Origin of the sequence: Stieleria bergensis, assembly GCA_007745635.1 — a bacterium.
GTDB classification, from domain to species: Bacteria; Planctomycetota; Planctomycetia; order Pirellulales; family Pirellulaceae; genus Stieleria; species Stieleria bergensis.
The window spans coordinates 4,116,504-4,140,198 of sequence record CP036272.1; the positions used below are offsets into that span (position 1 = coordinate 4,116,504).

At 56.1% G+C, this 23,695-nt stretch carries 24 protein-coding genes; 12 read left to right on the forward strand and 12 right to left on the reverse strand.

The genetic code is table 11. From position 1 onward, the window contains the following. Positions 1 to 66 precede the first annotated feature (66 nt). From SV7mr_RS14425 to SV7mr_RS14455, 7 genes are all read right to left on the reverse strand, one after another. A complete protein-coding gene (locus tag SV7mr_RS14425) occupies positions 67 to 600 on the reverse strand; it encodes an antibiotic biosynthesis monooxygenase (RefSeq protein WP_145273433.1) in 534 nt (177 codons plus the stop codon). Positions 601 to 604: 4 nt separating this feature from the next. Then, a complete protein-coding gene (ycaC, locus tag SV7mr_RS14430) occupies positions 605 to 1,237 on the reverse strand; it encodes an isochorismate family cysteine hydrolase YcaC (protein ID WP_145273437.1) in 633 nt (210 codons plus the stop codon). A gap of 99 nt (positions 1,238 to 1,336) precedes the next feature. Next, positions 1,337 to 2,098 carry an AraC family transcriptional regulator gene (locus SV7mr_RS14435; RefSeq protein WP_419187398.1) on the reverse strand — a complete coding sequence of 254 codons (762 nt, stop codon included), beginning with the start codon at positions 2,096 to 2,098 and terminating at the stop codon, positions 1,337 to 1,339. Positions 2,099 to 2,223: 125 nt separating this feature from the next. Next, complete coding sequence (locus tag SV7mr_RS14440) at positions 2,224 to 3,171, reverse strand: AraC family transcriptional regulator (protein WP_145273443.1); 948 nt, start codon at positions 3,169 to 3,171, stop codon at positions 2,224 to 2,226. 184 nt (positions 3,172 to 3,355) lie between these two features. After that, positions 3,356 to 5,635 (reverse strand): WD40 repeat domain-containing serine/threonine protein kinase, encoded by a 2,280-nt coding sequence (locus tag SV7mr_RS14445; RefSeq protein ID WP_145273447.1) that lies wholly within the window; start codon positions 5,633 to 5,635, stop codon positions 3,356 to 3,358. Further along, on the reverse strand, positions 5,632 to 6,231 hold the full coding sequence (locus tag SV7mr_RS14450; RefSeq protein ID WP_145273450.1) for an RNA polymerase sigma factor: 600 nt from the start codon (positions 6,229 to 6,231) through the stop codon (positions 5,632 to 5,634). Before SV7mr_RS14450 ends, SV7mr_RS14445 begins: the two co-directional genes overlap by 4 nt. A gap of 65 nt (positions 6,232 to 6,296) precedes the next feature. Then, the gene (locus SV7mr_RS14455; RefSeq protein ID WP_145273453.1) at positions 6,297 to 7,046 is read right to left on the reverse strand and encodes an SDR family oxidoreductase; all 750 of its coding nucleotides are present in this window, start codon (positions 7,044 to 7,046) and stop codon (positions 6,297 to 6,299) included. A 1,214-nt stretch (positions 7,047 to 8,260) separates the two neighbouring features. Between SV7mr_RS14455 and SV7mr_RS14460 the strand changes: the two genes are divergently transcribed. The 4 genes from SV7mr_RS14460 to SV7mr_RS14475 are packed head-to-tail and all read left to right on the forward strand — an operon-like array spanning position 8,261 to position 10,948. Next, on the forward strand, positions 8,261 to 8,440 hold the full coding sequence (locus tag SV7mr_RS14460) for a hypothetical protein (RefSeq protein ID WP_145273456.1): 180 nt from the start codon (positions 8,261 to 8,263) through the stop codon (positions 8,438 to 8,440). Further along, positions 8,437 to 8,928 carry a DUF2924 domain-containing protein gene (locus SV7mr_RS14465; RefSeq protein WP_145273459.1) on the forward strand — a complete coding sequence of 164 codons (492 nt, stop codon included), beginning with the start codon at positions 8,437 to 8,439 and terminating at the stop codon, positions 8,926 to 8,928. The genes SV7mr_RS14460 and SV7mr_RS14465 overlap by 4 nt, the downstream gene beginning before the upstream one ends. Next, positions 8,925 to 10,505 (forward strand): recombinase family protein, encoded by a 1,581-nt coding sequence (locus SV7mr_RS14470; protein ID WP_145273462.1) that lies wholly within the window; start codon positions 8,925 to 8,927, stop codon positions 10,503 to 10,505. Before SV7mr_RS14465 ends, SV7mr_RS14470 begins: the two co-directional genes overlap by 4 nt. Further along, positions 10,502 to 10,948: a hypothetical protein gene (locus SV7mr_RS14475; RefSeq protein ID WP_419187399.1), complete on the forward strand. Its 447-nt coding sequence runs from the start codon at positions 10,502 to 10,504 to the stop codon at positions 10,946 to 10,948. The genes SV7mr_RS14470 and SV7mr_RS14475 overlap by 4 nt, the downstream gene beginning before the upstream one ends. Before the next feature lie 11 nt (positions 10,949 to 10,959). Here SV7mr_RS14475 and SV7mr_RS14480 read toward each other — a convergent pair whose 3' ends face one another. After that, entirely contained in the window at positions 10,960 to 11,397 is a 438-nt protein-coding gene (locus SV7mr_RS14480) for a DUF305 domain-containing protein (RefSeq protein ID WP_419187400.1), read from the reverse strand. Positions 11,398 to 11,582: 185 nt separating this feature from the next. Here SV7mr_RS14480 and SV7mr_RS14485 point away from each other — a divergent pair, with 185 nt between their 5' ends. From SV7mr_RS14485 to SV7mr_RS14495, 3 genes are all read left to right on the forward strand, one after another. Then, positions 11,583 to 12,020 (forward strand): four-helix bundle copper-binding protein, encoded by a 438-nt coding sequence (locus SV7mr_RS14485; RefSeq protein WP_419187401.1) that lies wholly within the window; start codon positions 11,583 to 11,585, stop codon positions 12,018 to 12,020. A gap of 19 nt (positions 12,021 to 12,039) precedes the next feature. Further along, positions 12,040 to 12,222 (forward strand): YqaE/Pmp3 family membrane protein, encoded by a 183-nt coding sequence (locus SV7mr_RS14490; RefSeq protein WP_145273465.1) that lies wholly within the window; start codon positions 12,040 to 12,042, stop codon positions 12,220 to 12,222. Positions 12,223 to 12,327: 105 nt separating this feature from the next. Continuing rightward, entirely contained in the window at positions 12,328 to 12,561 is a 234-nt protein-coding gene (locus tag SV7mr_RS14495) for a hypothetical protein (protein ID WP_473163643.1), read from the forward strand. On the opposite strand, the gene SV7mr_RS14500 is transcribed toward SV7mr_RS14495, so the two are convergent. From SV7mr_RS14500 to SV7mr_RS14515, 4 genes are read right to left on the reverse strand one after another with little or no spacing between them, the layout of a single operon-like run. Further along, positions 12,558 to 13,274 carry a ZIP family metal transporter gene (locus SV7mr_RS14500; protein ID WP_145273472.1) on the reverse strand — a complete coding sequence of 239 codons (717 nt, stop codon included), beginning with the start codon at positions 13,272 to 13,274 and terminating at the stop codon, positions 12,558 to 12,560. The two genes, SV7mr_RS14495 and SV7mr_RS14500, sit on opposite strands and share 4 nt — an antisense overlap. After that, positions 13,267 to 13,659: a DoxX family protein gene (locus tag SV7mr_RS14505; protein WP_419187402.1), complete on the reverse strand. Its 393-nt coding sequence runs from the start codon at positions 13,657 to 13,659 to the stop codon at positions 13,267 to 13,269. The genes SV7mr_RS14500 and SV7mr_RS14505 overlap by 8 nt, the downstream gene beginning before the upstream one ends. Before the next feature lie 3 nt (positions 13,660 to 13,662). Further along, the gene (locus SV7mr_RS14510) at positions 13,663 to 14,757 is read right to left on the reverse strand and encodes an endonuclease NucS domain-containing protein (RefSeq protein ID WP_145273475.1); all 1,095 of its coding nucleotides are present in this window, start codon (positions 14,755 to 14,757) and stop codon (positions 13,663 to 13,665) included. A gap of 49 nt (positions 14,758 to 14,806) precedes the next feature. Beyond that, positions 14,807 to 15,136 carry a helix-turn-helix domain-containing protein gene (locus tag SV7mr_RS14515; RefSeq protein ID WP_145273478.1) on the reverse strand — a complete coding sequence of 110 codons (330 nt, stop codon included), beginning with the start codon at positions 15,134 to 15,136 and terminating at the stop codon, positions 14,807 to 14,809. A 116-nt stretch (positions 15,137 to 15,252) separates the two neighbouring features. Between SV7mr_RS14515 and hsdR the strand changes: the two genes are divergently transcribed. From hsdR to SV7mr_RS14540, 5 genes are read left to right on the forward strand one after another with little or no spacing between them, the layout of a single operon-like run. Continuing rightward, on the forward strand, positions 15,253 to 17,742 hold the full coding sequence (hsdR, locus tag SV7mr_RS14520) for an EcoAI/FtnUII family type I restriction enzme subunit R (protein WP_145273480.1): 2,490 nt from the start codon (positions 15,253 to 15,255) through the stop codon (positions 17,740 to 17,742). Between the two features lie 48 nt (positions 17,743 to 17,790). Next, the gene (locus tag SV7mr_RS14525; protein ID WP_145273483.1) at positions 17,791 to 19,539 is read left to right on the forward strand and encodes a type I restriction-modification system subunit M; all 1,749 of its coding nucleotides are present in this window, start codon (positions 17,791 to 17,793) and stop codon (positions 19,537 to 19,539) included. Then, positions 19,536 to 21,257: a restriction endonuclease subunit S gene (locus SV7mr_RS14530; protein ID WP_145273486.1), complete on the forward strand. Its 1,722-nt coding sequence runs from the start codon at positions 19,536 to 19,538 to the stop codon at positions 21,255 to 21,257. Before SV7mr_RS14525 ends, SV7mr_RS14530 begins: the two co-directional genes overlap by 4 nt. Next, positions 21,254 to 22,816 carry an AAA family ATPase gene (locus SV7mr_RS14535; protein WP_419187403.1) on the forward strand — a complete coding sequence of 521 codons (1,563 nt, stop codon included), beginning with the start codon at positions 21,254 to 21,256 and terminating at the stop codon, positions 22,814 to 22,816. The genes SV7mr_RS14530 and SV7mr_RS14535 overlap by 4 nt, the downstream gene beginning before the upstream one ends. Beyond that, the gene (locus SV7mr_RS14540) at positions 22,813 to 23,688 is read left to right on the forward strand and encodes an HNH endonuclease (RefSeq protein ID WP_145273490.1); all 876 of its coding nucleotides are present in this window, start codon (positions 22,813 to 22,815) and stop codon (positions 23,686 to 23,688) included. Before SV7mr_RS14535 ends, SV7mr_RS14540 begins: the two co-directional genes overlap by 4 nt. Positions 23,689 to 23,695: the final 7 nt, after the last annotated feature.

Here is a 23,695-nt window from a genome sequence, read left to right on the forward strand (position 1 = left end):
TTGAAAAATAGTGGCACGGTGGTCTCCACCGTGAAGAGTTCACACACGTTGGGGACCAACGCGCCACTATGGCTTGTGCAGCCAGCCCGCAAACCATTTCGTCAAATTGGGCATGACCAGCCATGTCAACGTGATCACCGCCGCAAGGACCACGACAGCGGTCACCAAAACTGGATGGATGAACGAAAGCTGCGGTGCCAGCAGTCGCGACCAAAACAGCACGACAGGAAAAACGCCCAGCCACGTGACCACGGCCATTTTCCATCGCGGTGGTGTCTTGCCGGAATCACCGCGAAAAAACGCTTCCAGACCATGCAAATTGCGATGCACCGGATCGCCTTCGACCAAGTCGGCGACTTCGGCCTGCCAGTCGGCAAACAAATCCGAAGCGTAAAACTCGGCCATGTGTTCTTCGCTGCCGAACGATCGCAGGATGCCGTACTCACGCGGCCGACTCGCATCGGTCGGTCGCAACAGGTGGGCTCCCGTGGTTCCGTGATGGCCCATCGACCGAGCGACGAAGCTTTTCAATGCTTCTTCAAACTCGGCTTCCTTGCCTTCGCGAACGATGCGTGTGATGGCGCAGTGGATGCCTGGCATCTGGCTAGCCCTGCTTCGCTTCTTGCAGCTTCGCGTAGCTGGTCATCAGGTTGCAATAGTTGGGCAGATGGTTCGACAGCAAGTTGCCGAGGCCTTCCATGTCGTTTCGCCAATCGCGATGCAATTCGCACGCAACGCCAAACCAGTTCATCATCTGGGCACCGGCCGCCGACATGCGATTCCAAGCCGCTTGCTGAACAGTTTGGTTGAACGTCCCCGATGCGTCCGTCACCACGAACACGTCGTAGCCCGCTTCGATGGCTGATAGCGTCACGAAGCCAACACAGACATCCGTCACGACGCCGGCGATGATCAATTGCTTCCGCCCAGTCGCCTCGACGGCCTTCACAAAATCTTCATTGTCCCAAGCGTTGATTTGGCCGGGACGATGAATGAACGGCGCGTCTGGATGCCGTTCAACAATCTCCGGCACAATCGGTCCATTGGGGCCTTCGTCAAAACTAGTCGTGATCACGGTCGGCAGGTTGAAAAACTTGCCGATGTCGGCCAATGCGATCACGCTGTTCTTGAAATCATCGGGCGTGAAGTCTTGAACCAGCGAGATCAATCCCGATTGGTGATCGACCAGCAACAGAGCGGCTTGGTCTTTGTCGAGTCGATTGTATTTCTGTCCCATGGACGAGATTCTCCAGAGAGATTTGAGAAACGAATTGTCTTCTTGTGATATTACAACCCTATCGCGAATGGCTATAGAACGATCTTGCTCAAAGTGCCGCTATTTGCGACGCCACTTTTGCGGTGTCGTGCCCACGATGCGTTTGAAGTGGCGGCCCATGTGTGATTGGTCCGAGAATCCGCAATTCAATGCCACATTCGCAATACTCAGTGTGGGAGCACCCGACAGCATCGCTTTTGCTCGTTCGATCCGCACTCGCGTCAAGTACTCCCAGGGAGAGACGCCGAGCGATATCGCGAATTGCCGACTGAAGTAGAACTTGCTGCTGCCCGCCGCGTTCGCCAACATTCCGATTGACAGGTCTTCAGCGAAACTACTCTGCACCAAGTCAATCACTCGGGCCAGCGCGTCGGTTGACAGACCCGATTTAAAGGGGTTTGTCGACTTGGGCAGACACTCTCCAAGCTCAAGCAACCGCATGACAAGCGATTGCATCGCCGATTCGACAAAGAGCCGTCCGTTTGGACTATGTCCAATCGCTTGTCGCCAAACGTTCTTTACCAGCGACTCGACCAGCGGATCAATGTTTACCTGTGAATGGACTCGACCGAAACAATCGTGTTCACCGACATCCGATTCTAGAAACCAAGACTGAATAAGCTGCCACGGGCAACTCACGATTAAAAACTCGCAATCTCCGTCTCCGCGAATATCAGCATATTGATGGGCCGGGGCAACGCCAAAGGAATTCAACGAGTGCCCAAGATCAAAGCGACCGTGCCCGACGTCGATGTTTCCACGGGTGGCTCCACCCACCAACATCTGAATATGCAGGTCCGGGGTCGGAGGGTCTGAGAACATTTCCGTCAGACGCACTCTGCAACACGATATATCCGTCTCAGCGATCTCAGGAATTTCAACGGACTGGGCCTGTTTTGTAAAGTCAGCGTTTTTTGCCCAAGCGGAGTAGCTCAAAAAATCCGAGTTCATGCCTTCTCCCTCCAAGTCCGGGGCGTAGTGCCAACGATTCGCTTGAAATGCCGACCCATGTGGGCTTGATCGGCGAACCCGCATTCGGTCGCGATCGCGGCAAGCGATGCTTCTTCATCCTTCATCAACGCCTCTCTCACACGGCCGATCCGCCAACGCAAAACGTGCTCCATCGGCGAGCTTCCCGTCGTGGCCTTGAACAGTCGCGAAAAGTGAAAGCGGCTGCAATCGGCGACGTTCGCCAATTCGTCTAGCGAAAGCGAAACGCCATTTTTGTGCTCTATAAAGTCGATGACGCGGCAAAGGTCTCGTTGGGAAAGCTTGGCCCTCGGCTTGAGCAGCGGCGTCTTCAATCCGCCCAGTTCAATCAATCGCAGCAAGATCCAATTGACCTGTTCGTCAAACGCAATTTGTTCATCAGCTGCATCACTTTGAGAAAGACGATGCAGCGAGCGAATCGAATCCTCGATGATTGCGTCGTAGAACATCTCCGTGTGAAGGTGGGGCGGCAAATGCGTGCAATCGCGATCCAGAAAGCTTTCCAACTGGGGTCTCAGTTTTGACCACGGGGAACTGAGCGTCAAAAAGTCATACGGTCCAGGGCCAGCAATTTCCGTCGGTACGTCAGGTGCGAAAAGGGCGATCATTCCCGCTCGCGGACGACACTCAAAACGACCAAATCCAAAATCGAGTTGATTGTCATGCGTCGCCCTGCCAGCAGAGATCAGACCAAGAACAAGGTCCGGCGTGGCAGGATCCGAGAAGGCTTCGCCCAATCGAGAGTGGGTTAGCGTGTAGTGTCCGCACACGGAAGCGTCTTGAGAGAAGATCTCCTGAGGGCCATCGTAGTGACGCACCCAGCTTGCAAAACTTGGGTAATGTCGCTGTCGATGCCTTTCTGGATCTGACTCGGGCACGTTCGATGAGTTTGCAAGCGTTTCCATCGGCGATAAGCATTCAATTTTGTTGAAGAATCAGTCAGCCTTCATTTTCTGCGAAAACACCGCCGCAGGGAACCGAGCATCGAAACTAGAACGCTTCCCATCCCGCCGATAGAACGATCTTGCTCATCGTGGCACGTTGGTCCCCAACGTGATTGCAAAACTCACGGTGGGGACCACCGGGCCACTATGGCTCCAACCCGCTCATGTCCCAAACGCGGATGGTGCCGTCGCGGCTGCTCGTTGCGATGCGGTGGGCGGTGGGGTCGAGCGAGACGTTGTGGACGGCGGAGGTGTGACCGCGGAGGGTCGCGACGGCGTCGCCGGTGGCGATCTCCCAGACTCGGGCGGCTCCCATTTGTTCGCCGGTGACCAAGTGCGTGCCGTCGGCACAGAACGACACGCCCCAGATGTCGCCTTCGCTGCCGATCAGCTCGCTGGTTTGCGTTCCGGTTTCGCTGTTCCAAATTCGCACGTTCTTGTTCCAACCGACCGTGGCGAGTTTGTCGCCGACGGGGGCGAACTTGACGTTGTAGATCGGGCCGTCGTGACCGGTCATGGATTGACGCAGTTCCAACGTGTCAGCATCGAACAGGCGGACAATTTTGTCGCTTCCGACGCTGGCGATCAGCTTGCCGTCGGCGGAATAGTCGACGCCGAGAATCGAACCTTCGTGAGTTGTCGTCGCGACCTCTTCACCCCTGTCGAGATCGTAAACGTGCAGTTGGCCGTCGCGATCGCCCGCGACGATGCGAGTTCCATCGGGTGAAAATGCGACGCCGCGAACGGCACTGGTCGCTTTCCATTGCCGGATCAGATCAAACGTGTCGGTGTCCCACAATTTGACAAGGCTATCGTCGCCGCTGGTCACCAACATCGGACGATCAGGGTGATACGCCGTTGTCCAAACGATGCCGCGATGAGCATTAAAGCTCTTGAGCAACTTTTGATCAGCGACGTTCCAAATGCGAACGCTGCCGTCTTCAACCGCCGCTGCGATCTGCTTGCCGTCGGGTGCGAAGTCGATGGACCAAACCGTGCCGGGATTGTCAGGCAATACGACCGAGGGAAAGTTGTCACCGGAATCGGGACGCATCGCGATGAAGGTGCCGACGGCAATCAGCAATCCGACGACTCCGGCAAGCCAAGCGGCCAAGACCCAGCGACGTTCGAGACGCCGATAGCTGCCCGAGAGCTTTTTCACTTCGCTGGCCGCGACTGCGGGAACTTGCAGTGGCGAGATCGGACCGTACTCGTTGACGATCGAGGCGAGTGCCGTCGCTACCGATGATGCCGATTCGGGTCGGTCGGCCGGTTTCTTCGCCAGCAGCGACATGATCAGATCGGACAACGGACGCGTGATACCGGCGTTGACTTTGTGCGGGGCGTCAGGCGTGACGTTCATGATGTTCTGCATCACGCCGAGAGCCGACGGAGCTTGGAACGGAGCGACGCCGGTCGCCATTTCGTACATGACCGCGCCGAGCGAAAACAGGTCGCTGCGTTCATCGGCGGTTTCGCCGAGGGTTTGTTCGGGCGACATGTACAGTGGCGTTCCGGTGACCATGCCGGTCTCGGTCAGCTTCACATCGTCAGTCGTGCGAGCCAAACCGAAGTCCGTTAATTTCACTCGATCGGTTTTGGTTTCAATCAGAATGTTGGCCGGCTTGATATCGCGGTGAACCATGTCACGTTCGTGAGCAGCCGAAAGCCCCGCGGCGGTTTGCATCGCGATGCGGGCGACTTCGTTGGGAGGCAGCGGTTGGCCATCTCGCAAACGATTCTCCAGCGTATCACCGTCGATCAATTGCATGACCAAGTACGCGACTTCGCCTTCTTGGGCCTTGGCGACCTGATACATCGACACGACGTGTTCGTGAGCGATCGCGGCAGCGGCTCGACCTTCGCGGCAAAACCGTTGCCGGGCAATGTCGTTGGATTGATACTGCGGATTGAGAACCTTGATCGCGACGCTGCGTTGCAGATGTGTGTCGAACGCTTCGAGCACGATGCCCATGCCACCACGTCCGACTACGCGAGCGATCTGGAAATGATGTAGCTTTCCGATGTAGGCCGGATCGTCTGACGGTTCGAGGAATTCAAGATCGCCGGTTGGTTTTGCGGGGACAAACGGCAGACCGCCGTCAGTATCGGCAACGCTGGACGTTCCTTCGGCTGGCGTGTCGGCGGCGCTGGTCGAGATGCCGGACAACGAAGTCTTGATCTCTTCGTCGATGGCTTTGATCGCCGGCCAATAGGCGGACTGGTCCGGTGGGTTGAGCGACTTCACATCGGCGACGAGCGAGTCGATCGGAATTTCTCCGGTCGCCATCGTTTGCAGTGCGTCTTGGCAGTGACCACAATCCTCGAGGTGCTTCTCCCACGACGCAGCGGACTGCTCATCAACGCTGCCGTTGATAAGGTCGCGTAGCTGAGGTTCCGAAAGGTGATCGGCGATGGCGTTCATGACTCGTCGTTGATTTGTGTTTCAATGGCATTCCGCAGCTTCGCCGTCACGCGGCTGCGAGCAACGTAGACAGCCCCTTTTGACATGCCAGTTTGTTTGCCGGCTTCTTCGGCCGACATGCCTTCGATGGCGGTCAGTTCAAACGCCGACCAAGTTTTCGGTTCGATCGTCGGTTTCAAATCCGCCATCGCTTGGGCGATGAGTTGGCGTTGATGTTCGAGCTCCCATTGCTGCTGCAGTTCATCGTTGCCGGCGATCTGCCCGAGCATCTCGAACTGAGCGGTGTCGTTCGCGGTCGGGCCGATACGCTTGCGTTTCTCGAAGTACGTCGACAGCTTGTTGCGAGTGATCGTGAACAACCAAGCTCGAAAGCCGCCTTTCTCTTTGGCATAGTCCAACCGTCCGATTGCCATGCCGACGCTTCGCATGACATCCTGGACTAAATCGGAAGCATCTGAGTCCTGCAGCCCTCGACTGCGGATGAATCGGTACAACATCGGTCCGTAACTGTCGACAAAATCTCCCCACGCTCCATGATCATCGCGATCGCGGAGCCGAAGCACTAAACTGGCTCGGGTGATGGGAGATTCTGTCATCTAAATTGCATTCGAGGTTAATGGCGAGTTTAACCTTTCAGCGGACGATGCCGTAGATGGCTCGATCAAGTCGGTGTTTCCGACATGTCCGCCTCGACCACGTTCTCGGCAAAGCTCTGATAGGCCGAACCAATCTGTTTGGCCATGGAATCGGGCCAGGCGTGAAAATGGGCGTCACGAATGGCGTCGAAAATCGCGTTGGCCACAAACGAGGGCGGTTCGGCGATCTCACCAAAGCCAGCGGAATCGGCCATGTCGGTTTTGATGGGACCGGGATGCACGCTGACGACATGGGTCCCTTGATCAGCGAGCGATTCTCGCAGCGATTGAGTCATTGAATAGCTGGCGGCTTTTGATGCGGAGTAGGTCGCAACGTTGGAGAAAGCCTTTACCGAAACGGCCGAATTCAACTGGACAAGAGCACCGCCACCGTTTGCCTTCAGAACCGGTGAAAATGCGTGTGCAATACGCAGCAAACCGTAGAGGTTCACGTCCAGCTCGAATTCCAGATTGGTAAATGCATCGCCATCAAGAGCTTCGCTGTTCGTCGCGACACCCGCGTTGTTGATGACCACGTCCACATCGCTTGCGACCTTGGCCGCTTCGGTGATCGAATCCGCATCCTGCAAATCGACGCGAATTGGAACCACTTTGTCGCCGTGCTCGGCTACCAACGTCGCTGCCGAATCCACATTCCGCACGGCGGCGTAAACCTTCCCGGCCCCGCGAGCGATTGCTTCTTCGACGATCGCCCGTCCGATGCCGCGATTCGCACCTGTGACCAAAACCGTTTTATTGTTGATGTCGAAAGTCATGTGTCTGTCTCCGAGAAGGCTTGTGTGGAAAGATTCGTCGTCGCTCGTCATCCGCGACTGAGAGGGAATACCGACGTCCGTGACCCGCCTTACAGCACCCGCGAACATTTTCTTCAACGTTTTGCGATCGCGATCTGAAAGCTGGCCTTCGGCGCGATCAATTCGACCGTCGTCGCTCAGCAAATCCAGCTCAGCTACGCCCTGTCGACGGCACGATCCCAGCCAAACTCGACCAGTGCCGAGAGCGATGAGCGATTTACAACTGCCCTCACACACTCCTACGCCCTGACGAGCTTTCGGACCGTTCGAGTCGTTCCGTACGTTCAAGAATCACATTACCTGACGTTTCTCTGTTTCTCCGCCGCAGAATGAGCCGGCAGTTGCCCCCTCAATCGAGAATCGCTCAGAAACCCAGCGTTTTGCCGCGTAAATCCTTTCCGTATCCGGACCGTCTGGGAGAGTCGGACGACTCTTAACCCGGACCGACAGAGAAACGAAGAAACAGAGAAAACGGCCAAAAACGCCGCTATCCCATAACCCTGCGGTCGCCCCCGCCCACACCGACAGCCAAGAAACGAAGAACGCGACCAACCAGCGGCGAACTCGCAAGCACCGCAAAACACGGCGTAAAAACGAAGAAAGGCCGGCATGGAAACCATGCCGACCTTTCGTTCACTTGTGGGTCTGAAAGCTTTTGGAACTTTCAGAGAAGTTGTGGGCTTCGGTCGCTGACCAAGCGGGAGCCTTGGTCGGCGTCTTCGGTGATGCAATTGCGAGTGATTACCGTTGAAGTGATTGGAAAATCCATTGGTTTGGTTGCGCACGGTGGTTCTTGGGTGGGGGTGCGATTGCTGTTTTGATTGTCTTGGGTGGTTCTGCGAGCACGTTTTGAAAAACGCGGCATAGGTTACCTGGCTGGGCTGTTTGGTCTGGCTCGGTGACTTCGATGCTCGTTTCCAAATGGTGATCCTATTTCTTCTTTGAATGACTCGGCTCTCTCGCCGAGTGAGCGGCGGCAACGGCTGGCCGCCGTCTTGGCTCGGGGCGTTTTGCGGTGGCGTTTGCGCAATCCGTCGCCTGTTTTGAAAACTTCTGCGAACTCTTTACCCGCTCGGCTTGAGTTCCGTTCCAACTCACCGCTCTCTGTTCCAAACGGTCTCTCGGATGGTCCGAAAGACGATTGAAGAACAGACCACGATTCGGTGGAGAAGTGAATGAACCAGTCGAACGATGAACAAGTCGCCGCGATCCTGGCCCGCGGCGTCGCTCGCGTGAGAGCCATGGAAGCAGCCGGCGAACCGGTGCCCGATACCGAAGCAAGCCGCAATGCGGCCAATGACGACGCGGCAGCGAAAGAACAACAACACAACACGCAAACGGAGGCGAAGCGATGAAACCGGAGACTGAATTGCAGATCGCGGCACTCGACGACATGACCATCGACCAACTGCGGGCGAAATACGAAGTCGTCTTCGATGAAGAATGTCGAAGCCGGCATCGACGTTACTTGTTGCGGCGGATCGCTTGGCGGTTGCAGGTCAACGATGAAGGCGGACTGAGTGTCGAAGCACGGCAGCGAGCCAGGCAACTGGCCATGAACGCGGACGTACGTGTCACCGCGCCGAAGCCCGAGGCACTGAAAACCTTGCGGCGCGTGCCGGCCCAGGAAGACGGTTACGCCGATTGGGATCCGCGACTGCCACCGCCGGGCAACTACGTCGAACGGTTGCACAAAGGAAAGATGGTTCGCGTTTTGGTGCTGACCGACGGCTTTGAATTTGAAGGTGAACGGTTTCGGTCACTCACGGCGGTCGCCAAGAAGGTGTCCGGATGCAGCTACAACGGGTTCGTGTTCTTTCGATTGGGGAGGAAGCCAGAATGAGTGAAGCACCCAACAAACAACCGGCGACCATTCGGTGTGCCATCTACACTCGAAAGTCGCACGAAGAAGGCCTGCAGCAGGAATTCAACTCGCTCGATTCGCAGCGAGACGCGGCCGAGAACTACATCGCCAGCCAATCGCAAGAAGGCTGGGTCGCGCTGCCCAACCGCTACGACGACGGCGGCTACTCGGGCAGCAACCTCAAGCGTCCGGCGATGGCCCGGTTGCTGGCCGACATCGAAGCCGGCGAGATTGACTGTGTGGTCGTTTACAAAGTCGACCGGCTCAGTCGATCGCTGCTCGACTTCTCGCGAATCATGGGAACGTTCGATGAACAGAACGTTTCCTTCGTCAGCGTCACGCAGCATTTCAACACGACTCACTCGATGGGCCGGCTGACGTTGAACATTCTGCTTTCGTTCGCCCAGTTCGAGCGAGAGATCATCGGTGAGCGGATTCGCGACAAGATCGCGGGCCAGCGTCGACGAGGCAAATGGGCCGGCGGCATTCCCGTGCTGGGCTATGACGTCGACCGCACCGGGCCGAGCCCCAAGTTGGTTACCAACGCCGACGAGGCCGTTCACGTGCGGCGAATCTTTGCGATGTACTTGGAAATGCAATCGTTGCTGCCGGTGGTGGATGAATTGCAGCGGCTCGGATGGTTCAACAAGTCTTGGCGAACTCGCACCGGCAAAGTCCGTGGCGGATACATGTTCGATAAATCGTCGGTTCATTACCTGCTGAAGAACCCACTCTATATCGGCCGGATCAAACACAAGGACCAAACGTTCAAGGGCGAGCATCAAGCGATCGTGGATCGGAAGGTCTTCGACGCCGTACAGGCTTTGCTGAAAAGCAATAGCCGTGGCAAAGGCAATCGGATCGCGAACAAGTACGACGCATTGTTGCGAGGTTTGTTGGTCTGCCCGCAATGCAACAAGGCGATGGTCCACAACGTCGCTCGTCGTGATTCGCGAGTCTACCGTTACTACACCTGTCAGACGGCGATCAAACGCGGCTACAAGAATTGTCCGTTCCCGTCCCTGCCGGCCGGCGAGATGGAAGACGCGGTGGTCGACCACATCCGCTGCATCGCGTCGGACGCCGAGCTACGCCGCGACGTGTTGCAGCAATCGCAAACGCAAGGCGATTCTGAACTGGAAGCCCTTGTTTCGCAGGAACGGTCCTTGGTTGCCAAGATGACGCGTTGTCACGAAGAAATCGCACGGATGACCGGCGACGCCGACACGACCAGCGTTGCGACGGACCGGTTGGCAACGCTTCACGAACAAGTCGCGTCGGTCGAACGAACCCTCGCGACCGTCCGTGGCGATGCGGAAACGCTTCGCGAACAGAGCTTCACCGAAACGGACATCAACGCCGCGTTCGCGGACTTCGACAACGTCTGGAATGCGTTGACGACGACCGAGCGAATTCAGGTTTTGAACTTGCTGGTCGAGCGAGTCGAGTTCGACGCGGACGACAGCACGATCGCGATCACGCTGCATCCGTCCGGAATCAAATCACTGACACAAGAACTCAACCCCGCACCCGAACCCAACGAGACAACCCGATGACCATCATCAAACGCAAAGTCGACTTCAAGCTGAAGGCCCGAAGCCGCAAGACAATCAAGCCGGCGGGCGAGAACGATCCGGCCGACAAACCCAAACGCCGGGGCAAGATCCCACGCGTGTCGCGATTGATGGCGTTGGCGATCCGGTTCGACGAAATGATCCGCAGCGGCGAAGCCAAAGACGCAACCGAGCTAGCGATCTTGTACGACGTCACGCAACCACGCATGTCGCAAATCCGCGCCCTCTCGCTACTCGCTCCCGACATCCAGGAAGCCCTGCTGAACCTGCCTCAAGAAACCAACGGTCGCAGCCCCATCCACGAAAAACTCCTCCGCCCGATCTGCAGTGAGATTCAATTCGACCGTCAGCGTGAGATGTGGGAAGATATTCGGTCGAACCAAAGTGATCCATCGCCGCTGTCTATCGTGACGCAAGATCGGTAGGTGCATCGCGTTCAAGATCCGCGATGAGTTGCTTCATTTGGGCAATCTCCTTCCTTTTGTGCCTCGATGATTTCGTTGGCGAGTTTGCGGACGCGAGGGTCGCTGATCTCGGCTCGTTCGCTGGTCAGAATCGCGATTGAATGGTGCGGGATCATCGCTTTCATCCATGACACGTCTTGCACGGTCTCTTGGCTGCGGACCAACCAGAGTGTTCCGAGAAAGACCACGAAGCTAGTGATGAAGATTCCAATGTTGGCTTTCTTGTTTCGATACATGCCGAGCATGAACCCGAGCATGATCGTCGCCATCGTCGCCCCCATCAGCAACGCCATGTAAAAATGCGTTTCGCTCCAAACGACGTGATCAAAGGCGTAGGTGTTCAGATACATCAACCCGTACATGACCGCGGTCGATGTGGCGATCATGCCGGCGAATAGTTTGTAGGACATGGTGTGTTCTCCGTCGGGACCGCTGCCAGGATGCGAACGCGAAACCCGACTCGCGGGCGATTTTGCAAACGAGTTGCGACATGAAGGAGCATACCGTGTGCCGATGGGAACCGTTTTGGGCATGCGGTTTGCTGCCTCGCGGACAGTATCACTCCCTGCACTTTCTTTCTCCGAAGGAGTTCAACATGAATCGTCGAAACGTAATCGCTGCCATGGCAACCTCATCGGCCGCCTTGATGACCGCAGCTACCGCCCGAGCTGATAAGCACGATGTAGGTCACTCCAGTGCCGACGGATTGGATTTGGATTGTGCTCTGACGTGTTCGGATTGCGTGGCCCACTGTGAGAATTGCGTTGCGGCATGCTTGAAGGCGATGGCCAGTGGCATGGACGACATGATGGCGTGCATTCAAATTTGCATGGACTGTGCGGACATCTGCCGAGCGTGCGCGGCCAGCGATGCTCGCGGCGGTCCGATGTCGAAAGCGATCATGAAGCTGTGCGTCGAAAGTTGCCGCAAGTGCGTCACGGAATGCGAAAAGCACGACCACCCCGAATGCAAAGCGTGTGCGAAGGCCTGCCAACGATGCGTTGAAGAATGTCAGTCGGAACTCAACGCGTAACTCCAGCCCAGCACCAACCATGGACTTCATTCGTCTCCTGCTCGTCTTCCTACTGCCGCCCGCCGCCGTCGCGATGCAGTTCGGCATCGACCGTCATTTCTGGATCAGCGTCATCTTCACGCTGATCGGGTTCGTGCCTGGTGTGATCTACGCGATCTACATCATGGCATCACGTCGGCCCGGCCTGTCACGATTGGCCTAGCCGACGTCCGGATCATCGGTGAGGTACCCCACTACGCCCGACGGTCGCTACTTCGTTCACAAAGAACGACTCTGGCGATGCACGAACCCGGCTCTCGATAGAACCATGCGGCAAACCCTGGTCAACGATTTGATGACCGCCCGACGTGACGTGGGAACAACCAAACGTGCCGGCGACGAAGCGGCAACAAAAGCCGCCCGTGCGAAAGTCCACGCCGCCAAAGTCGCCCTCGGCGAACGCGGCCCGACGTGGTGGGACGACGACACCGACTACAACCGCCACCTCATCAAGAACACGCCCTATGCCGGCTGGTGGTCAACGCGGGCGCAGTCAACTTAGCCGTCCAGCAGGACTTGGCCGACGACGCCGAGCAGAAACCCCAGCACGGCTCCGACGGCGGGCAGCTTGCGGTCGCCGTCTTTGGCTTGCGGTGCGAGATCTTGGAACGTCAGATACAAAATTCCGCTGGCGGCAAACAGCATGACAAATGCGACCAGTTTGGGGTACGCCGACAGATAGCTGAATCCGATCCAACCGGCGATCGGCCCCAGCGGCACCAACGCACACAGCAACCCGACGATCTTCCAATCGGAACTTCCGCCGCTGGCTTTCAACTCTCGAAACGAATTGAAACCCTCGGGCAAGTTTTGCAACCCGATCAAGATCGCCAGCAACGCGCCCGTGCTTTCGCCATGAGCGAACGCCGCGCCCAACGCGATCGCTTCGGGAACGAAATCCGACACCATCGCGACCAACTGAGCGGCCGAACTCTTCGATCGAGCCAGCACCGTTTCCAAACCCCAAAACGAGATGCCACCGATCAAGAACGCCAGCACGATCCAGCCGAGCGATAACTCACGCACGCCCTCAGGCACCAACACCAACGCGACCGCCGAGATCAACACGCCGCCGCCGAACGCGATCACGCTGTGCCGGAACTCATCCTCGATCCACTGCGGCGAAATCCGCTCGAACATCGCGAGCACGCCACCGACCGGCATCGCCGCCCCCGCGATCGTCGTCATCACCAACACCTGAATTAGCTCACTCATCCGTCGCCCCCACCCGCTTCACCGCCGCCCACCAAACCCAGGCGATCAACAACCCCTGCAACGGTAACCGAACCACCAACGCCCAAAACGGAATGTCCGGAAACCGATCCGCGTGGAAAACCATCTCCATGTTCGCCGGAAACACCGCCACCAACAACGCGATCAATCCCCACCCCGCCGCCCGCCGCAACTTCGGTACCGCGACGCCAATCCCGCCAGCCACTTCAAAGAACCCCGACACGTAAATTAATGCCAACGGCCAAGGCAGATAGGCCGGCATGATCTTCAAGTAAACGTCCGGCGACACGAAGTGATTGATGCCGGCAGCGATGAAGAGACATGCGAGCAAGGCGATGGAAAACGTTTGCAACAATGGTTTTGTCACGAGTCAATCCGTGATGCGCAAACGTTTGCGGAGCCGTTCGATCGTGTGTTGCCACTTGGCTGTTTTTGGTCGCGCAACCGTGTTCTGGTTGCCGAACAGACCTTTCTCTTTGATTGCGTCATCAAGCGACGTAGTTTCAAGCCACCGCACCTTCACGTAATGTTCGATCTCGTCTTCCGCGAGGTCCATTTTGGGTAAAGGCGAAATGACTTCGGTGATAGGCTTTGTCGAGCCATCCTCGAGTTCAACCTTGAATTCCTGAATTGGCGTTGGCTCTCCCTCGATTACGCCGACTGCAACGTAGCCTGTTCCCGGAACATTCACCCATATTCGTTTGCCCGGCTCCAGAAGGGCCAGCGTTCGAGTGTAAAAGCTGCCTCCGCCCGCCGCGATATAGCCATACTTTCGGCCGTCTTCCCAGCGACGTGACAAACCAACGCCGAAGTTCACATAAAACTCGCCGTTCCATGGTTCGCTGCTTTTCCCTTCGACCGCTTTAACCTCCGCCTCCGTGGGATCAATCAACCAGACGCGGCTGAGATACTCGCGGCCCTCATCAATGAAAAATCGGAAGAAGACCGCATTGATCGCGACGCTATGCTCGTCGTTGAGATAGTTGACGATTCGTTCGGTGCTCGCGTCCAAATGGCCAGCAACGACCAGCAACTCGTGACCCTCGTTCCATGTCTCCGGCAAATCATTCGCACCGAACTTTTGGCGAAAGGCGTCGTCGAGGCTCAGCCCCGATTGCTCGGGTTGATACTTGTTGATGAACGAGTCAAAGATCGAGGCGACTTTGTCGTCCTCCAACTCGCGAATCCACGAACCGTAGTCCAAAATCTGGGCCACGATTTCGCGGGGTGTTTTGTCCCGTTTCAGCTCGATCACGACCAGTTTGCCATCGGCGTCCATCGCTAGCAGGTCTATGAACTTGCCGAAGGCGGTCATTACCTGGCGTCCGATCAGCAGCAAGCGAGGGTCGAGGATGCTCAAGTCGGCGGCCAAGATTTCTTCGAGCTTTTCCTCTTTGGGGATCGGCACGAAACGCACCTTCTCGGGCTTATCGCCCAAGCGCCAAATTCCAACTTCGACCGTCATTGTTGCTCCAAGTGAGGTGGCCGCATTTCGCGTCCGGTGAGGTTGCTAGTCAGACGACGGTGTCTAGCAGGCGTTCGAGCTCATCGAGCTCTCGGCGGCTGCAGTTGGCAAGCTTGCGGAACAATTCGGGACGCTGGCGAATTCGTTTGCGAATTTGCGTCGGCACCTTATCGGCCAGCAGAAGCAACTCATCCTCATTCGCCTTCAACGACTTGGAAAGCCGTTTGATGAATCGTTCCGACGGGTATTCGCCATTGCTCAGCTTCCCGTTTTCGACTTTGCAAATGTACGACATGCTGACCTCCAGCAGACCAGCCAGATCTGCCTGTGTCAGGTCGCGTTGCTGGCGTAAACATCGAACGTGATCGCCGAATTGCATGGTTTGCTTCCCAGATTGTTGCGAGGGGAATCTGAACGTATGCTATAAGCACAAAATAGTCAATCTTCCGCGCCACCATCGTCGCATTCATTCACCCTGACTCGGACGGCAAGACGGTGCCCCAAGCCAAGTACGCCGACTACAGCGAACGCGACATCTGCACCAAGCTGATCACGCCTGCGCTGTTGGCGGCCGGTTGGACGCAAGAACAGTTTCGCGAAGAGGTCAAGCTGACCGCCGGCCGAGTCGTCGTCCGTGGCAACAAAGCGACCCGGTTGGAAGGACGTGACGAAGAAGGTGGTCCCAAGTTTGCGGACTACATGCTATACGCCAATCCGCAAACGCCATTGGCGTCGATCGAAGCCAAGCGGAACAAGTATCCCGTCGGTCACGGGATGCAGCAGGGGTTGGGCTACGCCGAACGTGTCGACGCACCGTTCGCGTTCAGCAGCAACGGCGATGGTTTCCTGATGCACGACCGCACAGGACTGGGCGAAGTGATCGAACGAGAGATCGGCCTAGACGAGTTCCCAACCTACGAAGAACTCTGGGCCAAGTATCTGCAATGGAAAGGCTGGGACACCGAAGAATCACTGTCCCTGATCCAACAACCCAACCACGACGACGGCAGCGGACGCGAGCCGCGTTACTATCAGCAAGTCGCCATCAATCGAGCCATCGAAGCGGTCGCCAAGGGCCAGGACCGGATGATGTTGGTCATGGCCACCGGCACCGGCAAAACCTACACCGCGTTCCAAATCATTTGGCGACTATGGAAGGCCAAAGCGAAAAAACGAATCCTGTTTCTGGCCGACCGTAACATCCTGGTCGATCAAACCATGCTGCAAGACTTCGCCCCATTCGGCGACGTCATGCACAAGATCCAAAATCGCGAAGCAAAGAAGAACTACGAGATCTATCTCTCGCTGTATCAAGCGGTCACCGGCAACGACGAAACCAAACAGATCTTTCGTCAATTCCCCCCCGATTTCTTCGACCTGATCATCGTCGACGAATGCCACCGCGGCAGCGCCAATGAAGACTCCGCCTGGAGAACCATTTTAGAATACTTCGGCTCCGCAACGCAGATCGGTCTGACGGCGACGCCCAAAGAGAAAGCCGCCGAGCGGGACGACGAAGGCAAACGACAAGTTCACGACCCCGAATTCAATTACAAGTACTTCGGCGAACCGATCTACACCTACTCGTTGAAACAAGGCATCGAAGACGGCTTCCTCGCACCTTACAAAGTCATTCGCATTGTCAGCGACGTCGACGCGATCGGGTTTCGACCCACGCCCGGCCAAACCGACCGCGCCGGCCAAGTCATCGAGGACCGCGAATTCTTCTCGACCGACTTCGATCGCCAAATGGTGTTGACCAAGCGGACCGAGTTTGTCGCTCGCAAGGTCTGGCAATACATGCAGGCCACCGATCCGATGTCCAAGACGATCATCTTTTGTGATGACCAACCGCACGCCGAGCGCATGCGGCAGGCCATGGTCAACCTGATCCCCGAAGCCGCCAGCAATCGTCGCTACGTCGTCCGAATTACCGGCGACGATCGCGAAGGCAAAGATCAACTCGGCTACTTCATCGACCCGGACGAACCGTATCCCGTTGTCGCCACCACCAGCAAGTTGCTGACCACCGGCGTCGACGCCAAAACTTGCAAGCTGATCGTGCTGGACCAAACAATCAACTCGATGACCGAGTTCAAACAGATCGTCGGCCGCGGCACACGCATCAACGAAGACCACGACAAGCTGTTCTTCACCATCATGGATTTTAAAGGCGCGACACGCCTTTTCGCCGACCCCGACTTTGACGGCGAACCCGTCACGATCTACGAACCCGGTCCCGACGACGACATCGTTCCGCCTGATGATGAGGACAGCGACGAAGACGAAACGGAGGACGACACAGACGAAGGCGACGGAGAAGCCGACGACTCGGATGATCCCGACGACGATGACGACACCGGCGGCGATCCGCCCCCACCGCCGCGACAACGCTACGTCGTCGACGATCACGACGTTGGTGACGGCATCACGCAAACGCGTTACCTCGACGGCAGCGGCCAGCTTCGCACGACCGAGTACCGAGTCCACCTCCGCGACGAAATCAAGCGTTGCCTATTGCACGAATACGCCCAACTTGAAGACTTCATCTCTCGCTGGACGAGTGCCCAACGCAAACGAGCCGTCTTGACCGAGCTCGCCGACGTCGGCATTCAAATGGACTCGCTCTACGAAGCCGTTCCCGGTTCGGCGGAAATGGACGTGCTCGATTTGCTGCTTCATATCGTTTGGGATCAGAAACCATTGACCCGTCGCGAACGAGCCGATCGTGTTCGCAAACGCAACTACTTTGCGAAGTACGGCGACGACGCCCGCGCCGTCTTGGAAGCGTTGCTCGACAAGTACGCCGAGAACGGCATCGTCGACATCGAAGACGCGAAGATTCTGGAATTGCCGCCGTTCACCGGCTTCGGCACAAAGACCCAAATCCGGCGAGAGATATTCGGCGGCAACGATGAATACTCCGCCGCCCTGACCGATCTCGAAAAAGCTCTCTACGAGCCCGATGATTCCACGGCGGCATAACCGACTCTCATTTCCTTCCATCCACGACACACACAGGCAAACCAGAGAATGAGTCTCTCGTCAACGATCAAATCCATCCAAGACATCATGCGGAAAGATGATGGCGTCGATGGCGATGCCCAACGGATCGGGCAGCTCACGTGGATGCTGTTCCTGAAGATCTTCGATCAACGCGAAGAAGAATGGGAAGACGACGCGGCCGACGCCGACAAGAAATTCAAGAGCGTCATCCCCGAAGAATGCCGTTGGCGAAATTGGGCCAAGGAAAAGAACGGTGCGCCGGTGATCCCACCCAGCGACCTGATCGAACACGTCAACGCCGTCGTCTTTCCCAAACTGAAAGACCTTCCCATTCCACGCGGCGACGATGCCCGCGCCGCCAAGGCTAAGGTCGTTCGCGAAGTCTTCGCCGACGCCAACAACTACATGAAGTCCGGCACGTTGATGCTGGACGTCATCTTGAAACTCGATCAAGCGATCAACTTTCACAACCAAGGCAACCGCGACGAACTGGGGCAGCTTTACGAACAGGTCCTAAGCGATCTCCGGGCGGCGGGCAACGCGGGCGAGTTTTACACGCCACGAGCGGTCACCGAGTTCATGGTGCGGATCGTCAATCCCAGCCTGAAGAAACGCGAGGTCGTCTTTGATCCCGCGTGCGGCACCGGCGGTTTCTTGACCGCGACGATCGAGAACTTTCGTCGGCAACTGACCAAGCGATCCAGTGCCAAGGATCGTACCGCGATCGAGCAGTGCATTCGCGGCATCGAAAAGAAACAACTGCCGCACTTGTTGTGTGTTACCAACTTGTTGCTGCACGGCATCGACGTCCCCAGCCAAGTCGAGCACACCAACACGTTGGCCCGAGGCTACAACGATTGGAACAAATCGGAACGCGTCGATTGCGTCATCACCAATCCTCCCTTCGGTGGCATGGAGGAAGACGGCATCGAATCCAGCTTTCCCGCCGACGTCAAAACCCGCGAAACCGCCGACCTGTTCCTGACGCTGATCGTCAAAAAACTGCTCAAACCCGGTGGCCGTGCCGCGATCGTTTTGCCCGACGGCACACTGTTCGGTGACGGCGTCAAAGCGGTCATCAAACGCAAGCTGCTCGAAGACTGCAACCTGCACACGATCATCCGGTTGCCCAACGGCGTGTTCAATCCCTACACAGGCATCAAAACGAATTTGCTGTTTTTCACCGAAGGCACACCGACCGAAACGATCTGGTTCTATGAGCATCGTTATCCCGAGGGCCAGAAAAGTTACTCGAAAACCAAGCCGATGCGTTTGGAAGAGCTCGATCCAATCGCTGAGTGGTGGGGCGACGAGAAAGACGGCTTCGCATCCCGAGTCGAAACCGAACAAGCCTGGAAAGTCGACTTTGCCGCGTTGCGCACCGACGCGGAAGCCAAAGCCCAACCGCATTGGGACAAAGCCGAGTCGCTCAAGAACGAAGCGTCGGCGATTTACGAGAACTTGAAGGCGTTGAAAGCATCTGCCCGCAGCGAATCGGACAAGAAGAAAAAGAAGCAGATCGAAAAGGAAGCCGCCGAGGTCGAACAGCAACACGAGACGCTGACCAACCAGAGCAAGAACGAGCAATCCGCCGGCGACCAGATTTACTGGCCCATCTACAGCCTCGACATCAAGAACCCGAACACGGTCGAAGACGGCCCCGGTGATCCAGACAAGTTATTGAAACAGCTCAAAGCGATTCGAGCCAAAACCGATGGAACGATTGACGAATTGAAGCAGGAACTTGAAGCGGCGTTGGTTGGAGCAGCCGAATGAGCGTTGCGGAGAAACTTGTTGATTATGAAGTATTGAAACGTGAGCCCGATGTGGTCGTAGCTGAGCTACGCCCATTCGTGTTTGCCAACGCTGGCGTTAAAGCAATTCGCGAATTGATGTTGGAACTAGCCGTTACGGGAAAGCTAACAGAGCGACTTCACGACGATGATTCCGCCGCTGCAGATCTTGATGAGATCGCTGCAGCTAGACAGACGCTGGCCGTATCATTGGGTGTGAGGATCAAAACTGCAAAACAGGCTGACGCTCGAACTCGTCATGCTGATTGGCCGTGTGAGTGGGCGACAACATCGGTTGGCAATCTAGGCGTGTTTTTGGGTGGCGGTACACCCTCGAAACAGAATCCCGCGTACTGGGAGGGCGATATTCCGTGGGTAAGTCCGAAGGATATGAAACGCCCCTACATCGAGGATGCCATCGACCATGTATCTGCGGAAGGCGTCGAAAACTCATCCGCGAAAATGATTCCACGAGACTCTGTATTGATGGTGATTCGTGGAATGATTCTGGATCACTCCTTTCCGGTGGCTGTTTCTGAAAGAGACCTGACCATCAATCAAGACATGAAGGCATTGGTTTTGGCGATGCCAGCAAGTCGCGAATTCGTTCTGCTCGTATTCCAAGCGTTTAAACGCAGAGTCCTGAGTCTCGTCCAGCGATCTTCTCACGGTACGTGCCGCTTGCCGATTGACGATGTCGCCAATTTGGCATTCCCACTTCCCCCGCTCGCCGAGCAGAAGCGGATTGTGTCGAAGGTGGATCGTTTGATGGGGATTTGTGATCGGCTGGAGTCGGAGCGTCGGGAGACGTTGTCGCTGACCGACCGAAGCCGCCGCAGCGTGCTGGCGAGCCTGACGAGCAGCCGCGATGCTGCGGAACTCGCATCGAGTTGGCGTCGCCTCTCGGACCACTTCGAGATCCTCCACGACCGCCCCGAAACCCTCGCCGACCTCCGCCAAACCATCCTCGCCCTCGCCGTCCAAGGCAAACTCGTCACGCAAGACCCGGATGAGGAAGAGATAGTTTTGCCAGAAATAAAGTCTCGGCATGTTCGACCAATCAACAATGACGAAACACCATTTTGCGTTCCGCCAAACTGGCGTTGGTATCGGCTCGGCCAGATGGCGGAGTTTTTGAATGGAGATCGAGGGAAGAACTACCCAAATCGAAGCGAATATGTCGCCGATGGAATTCCTTTCATCAATACCGGGCATATTGATCCAGATGGAACGCTATCGCAATCACGCATGAATTACATCACTCGCGATAAATTCAATACGTTGCGTAGCGGCAAGATCATTCCCGGTGACTTAGTCTATTGCTTGCGAGGGGCAACGATTGGGAAAACGGCAGTTGTCGAACCTTTGATCGAAGGCGCAGTGGCATCTTCGCTTGTTATAATTCGGCTAAGTTCTTGGCTTTCTCAACGGTACGCCTATCTGTACTTGAAAAGCCCGTTGGGCATGGAGCTGATCAAACGATTCGACAACGGTTCTGCCCAACCAAATCTCGGAGCTAAAAGTTTGGAGGAATACGTCGTTCCAACTCCACCGCACGCCGAACAGCACCGCATCGTCGCCAAAGTCGATCGCCTTCTCGCCCAATGCGACCGCGTCGCCGAGCAACTTCGCCAACGCCAAGCCACCACCGAACAACTGCTCACCGCGACCATTCACAGAATTCTCGAGGTGGCGCAGTGATCTTTCGCCGAGAGAATGGAAAGAAAGGAAGGTCGTCCAAAACCGAATGGACCGCTTTTTTCAAAGGCGATGGCTGGGATGACTTCGGTTTCACCACCACATTCTCTGTTCGGATGGTTTCACCCGCAGGCGAACAGCATCAACTTGGGTCCGTGAAGATCGGTAAGAAAGGGCTCAGCACCGGACGTATTTCCAGCCATCCTCTTCCGAATGAATTCGAGGAACTCACCAATACATTTTTCTCCATTGGACAAGATATCAACTATTACGCGACGCTAAAATCGCTGGGTGATGATGTGCGGGAGGAGTATTTGGCAAAGATGCGAGACATCGCCTTTCAGCCGAATCTAATCGAGAGGTTTGCGAGCGAGCCGTCGATGAACGAGTCACTATTCCGATCCGTTCATCGTAATTTGGCGAAGACTCAGTTCCATCGAGTCGCACTTGGCAAAAATCTTCGAGAGGCTTTCGAGTTTGCCTACACCAAGAAAACCAAGCAACCAATCGAGATGAATTTCCCCGTAATTCCGGAGTCTCAACCGCCAACGAACGTTCATGTGCTCATCGGAAGCAATGGGGTTGGCAAGACAACGCTTCTTAAACGGTTCGCTGATCTGGTGCGATTTCCAACGTTATCTTTACCGGGCGAGAGTTTTGAAATCTCATCTAGCGAGGACGACACGGAAGAGTTTTGGAACCTCGTCGTTGTCGCATTCAGTGCGTTTGATACGTTTGGTGAAGAGCCGGCCGAGTTTGATTCAAAATCAGCGTCTGACGTCAAATATTTCTATTTCGGATTAAAGACCGAGGGCGAGGAGGTCGCCGAAGAGGATGAGGATGACGGAGAAGACGGCCAGCGCTACGTGCACAAATCGACGGATGACCTTGTTGAAGACTTTGAGAAGAACCTTGGTTTGATCGTTCGGTCGAGGAAGGGAAAAACGGAGAGGTTCGCAGATGCGATCAAAATTTTGTCGTCAGATCTTTTGATTGGGAGTTCATTGTTTCCGGAGGAATTCGACGGTGATGAATTTCTGTCAAATCCAAATGTCCAAGCGTTGGTCGAGGTTTTTCGGGAGATGAGCTCCGGACACAAGATCGTGCTCCTTTCCCTAGCTGGCTTGGTTAATCGCGTCGCTGAGAAGACGCTAGTGCTAATTGATGAACCGGAAACGCATTTGCATCCGCCGTTGTTGTCGGCGTACATCCGAGCGGTGTCAAAACTGCTGATCGAACTGAACGGTGTTGCGGTGGTCGCGACACATTCGCCGGTGGTTCTTCAGGAAGTCCCGCAAAGCTGCGTCTGGAAACTGAATCGCCAGGGCGACTCGTTCCGAATCGACAGGCCCACGGTCGAAACGTTCGGCGAGAACGTGGGCACACTGACTCGCGAGGCTTTTGGACTCGAAGTTACCCGCAGCGGTTTTTTTCAAATGCTCTCCGAGTTGTGCGAAAAGCACGACAGCTATGAAGAGGTGCTCGAAGCGTTGGGCGGCCAGCTAGGCGCAGAAGGCCGCGCGATGGTCAGGATCATGCTTGCGGAGAGGGTGTCTCAGTGATCTCGCTCCAATTCCCAGAGTTCGACCACACTTCAGAGCAGTTCTACGACGATTCCGTGGCGACAACGACTCCGCTGGATAAGCGTGGGCGTTTGCAGGGTGCATCGGCAACTATTGTTCGGTCGATTGCCGAGTATCGCGATCTTGCAAGCAAGCGACGTCTCCATGATGTACCCGTAACATCGGACCCGTTCGGCGGCGCTAAACCCACCGATTTCAAGTCGCTTTACGGTTCGTACATGCAGACGAAAACTGGAGCCGGTCGGGAATTCTACGACGCTCTGATGGTTGCAAACTCCCCGCCCCTTTGTGCCTATTGTGGCACTCGAGAGGCCAAGGCGCTTGACCATTTCCTGCCACGCAAACACTACCCGCATCTTTCGATCACTTTGGAAAACATCGTTGCGTGTTGCACTGACTGCAACACGGAAAAACTAGACGCGGTCCCTGGTGGTCAGCATGAGACATTTTTCCACCCGTACTACGAGGCGTTTCCGGATCAAGATTGGTTGACCGCAAGCGTCTTGTACGACAAACCTGTCGCCGTGGTTTTTCGGGTGACCGACGGCATCGCCGAAGTCGATAGGATTCGTCATCAGTTTCACGAATTGAAATTGGGTCGGATTTTCGGATTGCACGCAACTACCGAGTTGATGAGTGGTTCGAGGCGACTGATCGAACTCGGTAGGTGCTCGGAATCCTCGCTTCGAGAACATTTGTGGGGGACTGCAGACAGTGCAAGCGAATTTCCTTGGTACCCATGGAAGCCTACCTTGTACCGAACGCTCGCCGAAGATGATTGGTTTTGTGAAGAGGGCTATGAATTGTTGTTGCCGATTCAGCCATCCGGTAACCGATCAGGAACCACGTAGTCAAATG

Bases quoted from the DNA above. Each gene is read 5' to 3' on its own strand.
- SV7mr_RS14425 (WP_145273433.1), bottom strand. From the start codon at position 600: ATGCCAGGCATCCACTGCGCCATCACACGCATCGTTCGCGAAGGCAAG.
- ycaC (WP_145273437.1), bottom strand. From the start codon at position 1,237: ATGGGACAGAAATACAATCGACTCGACAAAGACCAAGCCGCTCTGTTG.
- SV7mr_RS14435 (WP_419187398.1), bottom strand. From the start codon at position 2,098: ATGTTCTCAGACCCTCCGACCCCGGACCTGCATATTCAGATGTTGGTG.
- SV7mr_RS14440 (WP_145273443.1), bottom strand. From the start codon at position 3,171: ATGGAAACGCTTGCAAACTCATCGAACGTGCCCGAGTCAGATCCAGAA.
- SV7mr_RS14445 (WP_145273447.1), bottom strand. From the start codon at position 5,635: ATGAACGCCATCGCCGATCACCTTTCGGAACCTCAGCTACGCGACCTT.
- SV7mr_RS14450 (WP_145273450.1), bottom strand. From the start codon at position 6,231: ATGACAGAATCTCCCATCACCCGAGCCAGTTTAGTGCTTCGGCTCCGC.
- SV7mr_RS14455 (WP_145273453.1), bottom strand. From the start codon at position 7,046: ATGACTTTCGACATCAACAATAAAACGGTTTTGGTCACAGGTGCGAAT.
- SV7mr_RS14460 (WP_145273456.1), top strand. From the start codon at position 8,261: ATGAACCAGTCGAACGATGAACAAGTCGCCGCGATCCTGGCCCGCGGC.
- SV7mr_RS14465 (WP_145273459.1), top strand. From the start codon at position 8,437: ATGAAACCGGAGACTGAATTGCAGATCGCGGCACTCGACGACATGACC.
- SV7mr_RS14470 (WP_145273462.1), top strand. From the start codon at position 8,925: ATGAGTGAAGCACCCAACAAACAACCGGCGACCATTCGGTGTGCCATC.
- SV7mr_RS14475 (WP_419187399.1), top strand. From the start codon at position 10,502: ATGACCATCATCAAACGCAAAGTCGACTTCAAGCTGAAGGCCCGAAGC.
- SV7mr_RS14480 (WP_419187400.1), bottom strand. From the start codon at position 11,397: ATGTCCTACAAACTATTCGCCGGCATGATCGCCACATCGACCGCGGTC.
- SV7mr_RS14485 (WP_419187401.1), top strand. From the start codon at position 11,583: ATGAATCGTCGAAACGTAATCGCTGCCATGGCAACCTCATCGGCCGCC.
- SV7mr_RS14490 (WP_145273465.1), top strand. From the start codon at position 12,040: ATGGACTTCATTCGTCTCCTGCTCGTCTTCCTACTGCCGCCCGCCGCC.
- SV7mr_RS14495 (WP_473163643.1), top strand. From the start codon at position 12,328: ATGCGGCAAACCCTGGTCAACGATTTGATGACCGCCCGACGTGACGTG.
- SV7mr_RS14500 (WP_145273472.1), bottom strand. From the start codon at position 13,274: ATGAGTGAGCTAATTCAGGTGTTGGTGATGACGACGATCGCGGGGGCG.
- SV7mr_RS14510 (WP_145273475.1), bottom strand. From the start codon at position 14,757: ATGACGGTCGAAGTTGGAATTTGGCGCTTGGGCGATAAGCCCGAGAAG.
- SV7mr_RS14515 (WP_145273478.1), bottom strand. From the start codon at position 15,136: ATGCAATTCGGCGATCACGTTCGATGTTTACGCCAGCAACGCGACCTG.
- SV7mr_RS14525 (WP_145273483.1), top strand. From the start codon at position 17,791: ATGAGTCTCTCGTCAACGATCAAATCCATCCAAGACATCATGCGGAAA.
- SV7mr_RS14530 (WP_145273486.1), top strand. From the start codon at position 19,536: ATGAGCGTTGCGGAGAAACTTGTTGATTATGAAGTATTGAAACGTGAG.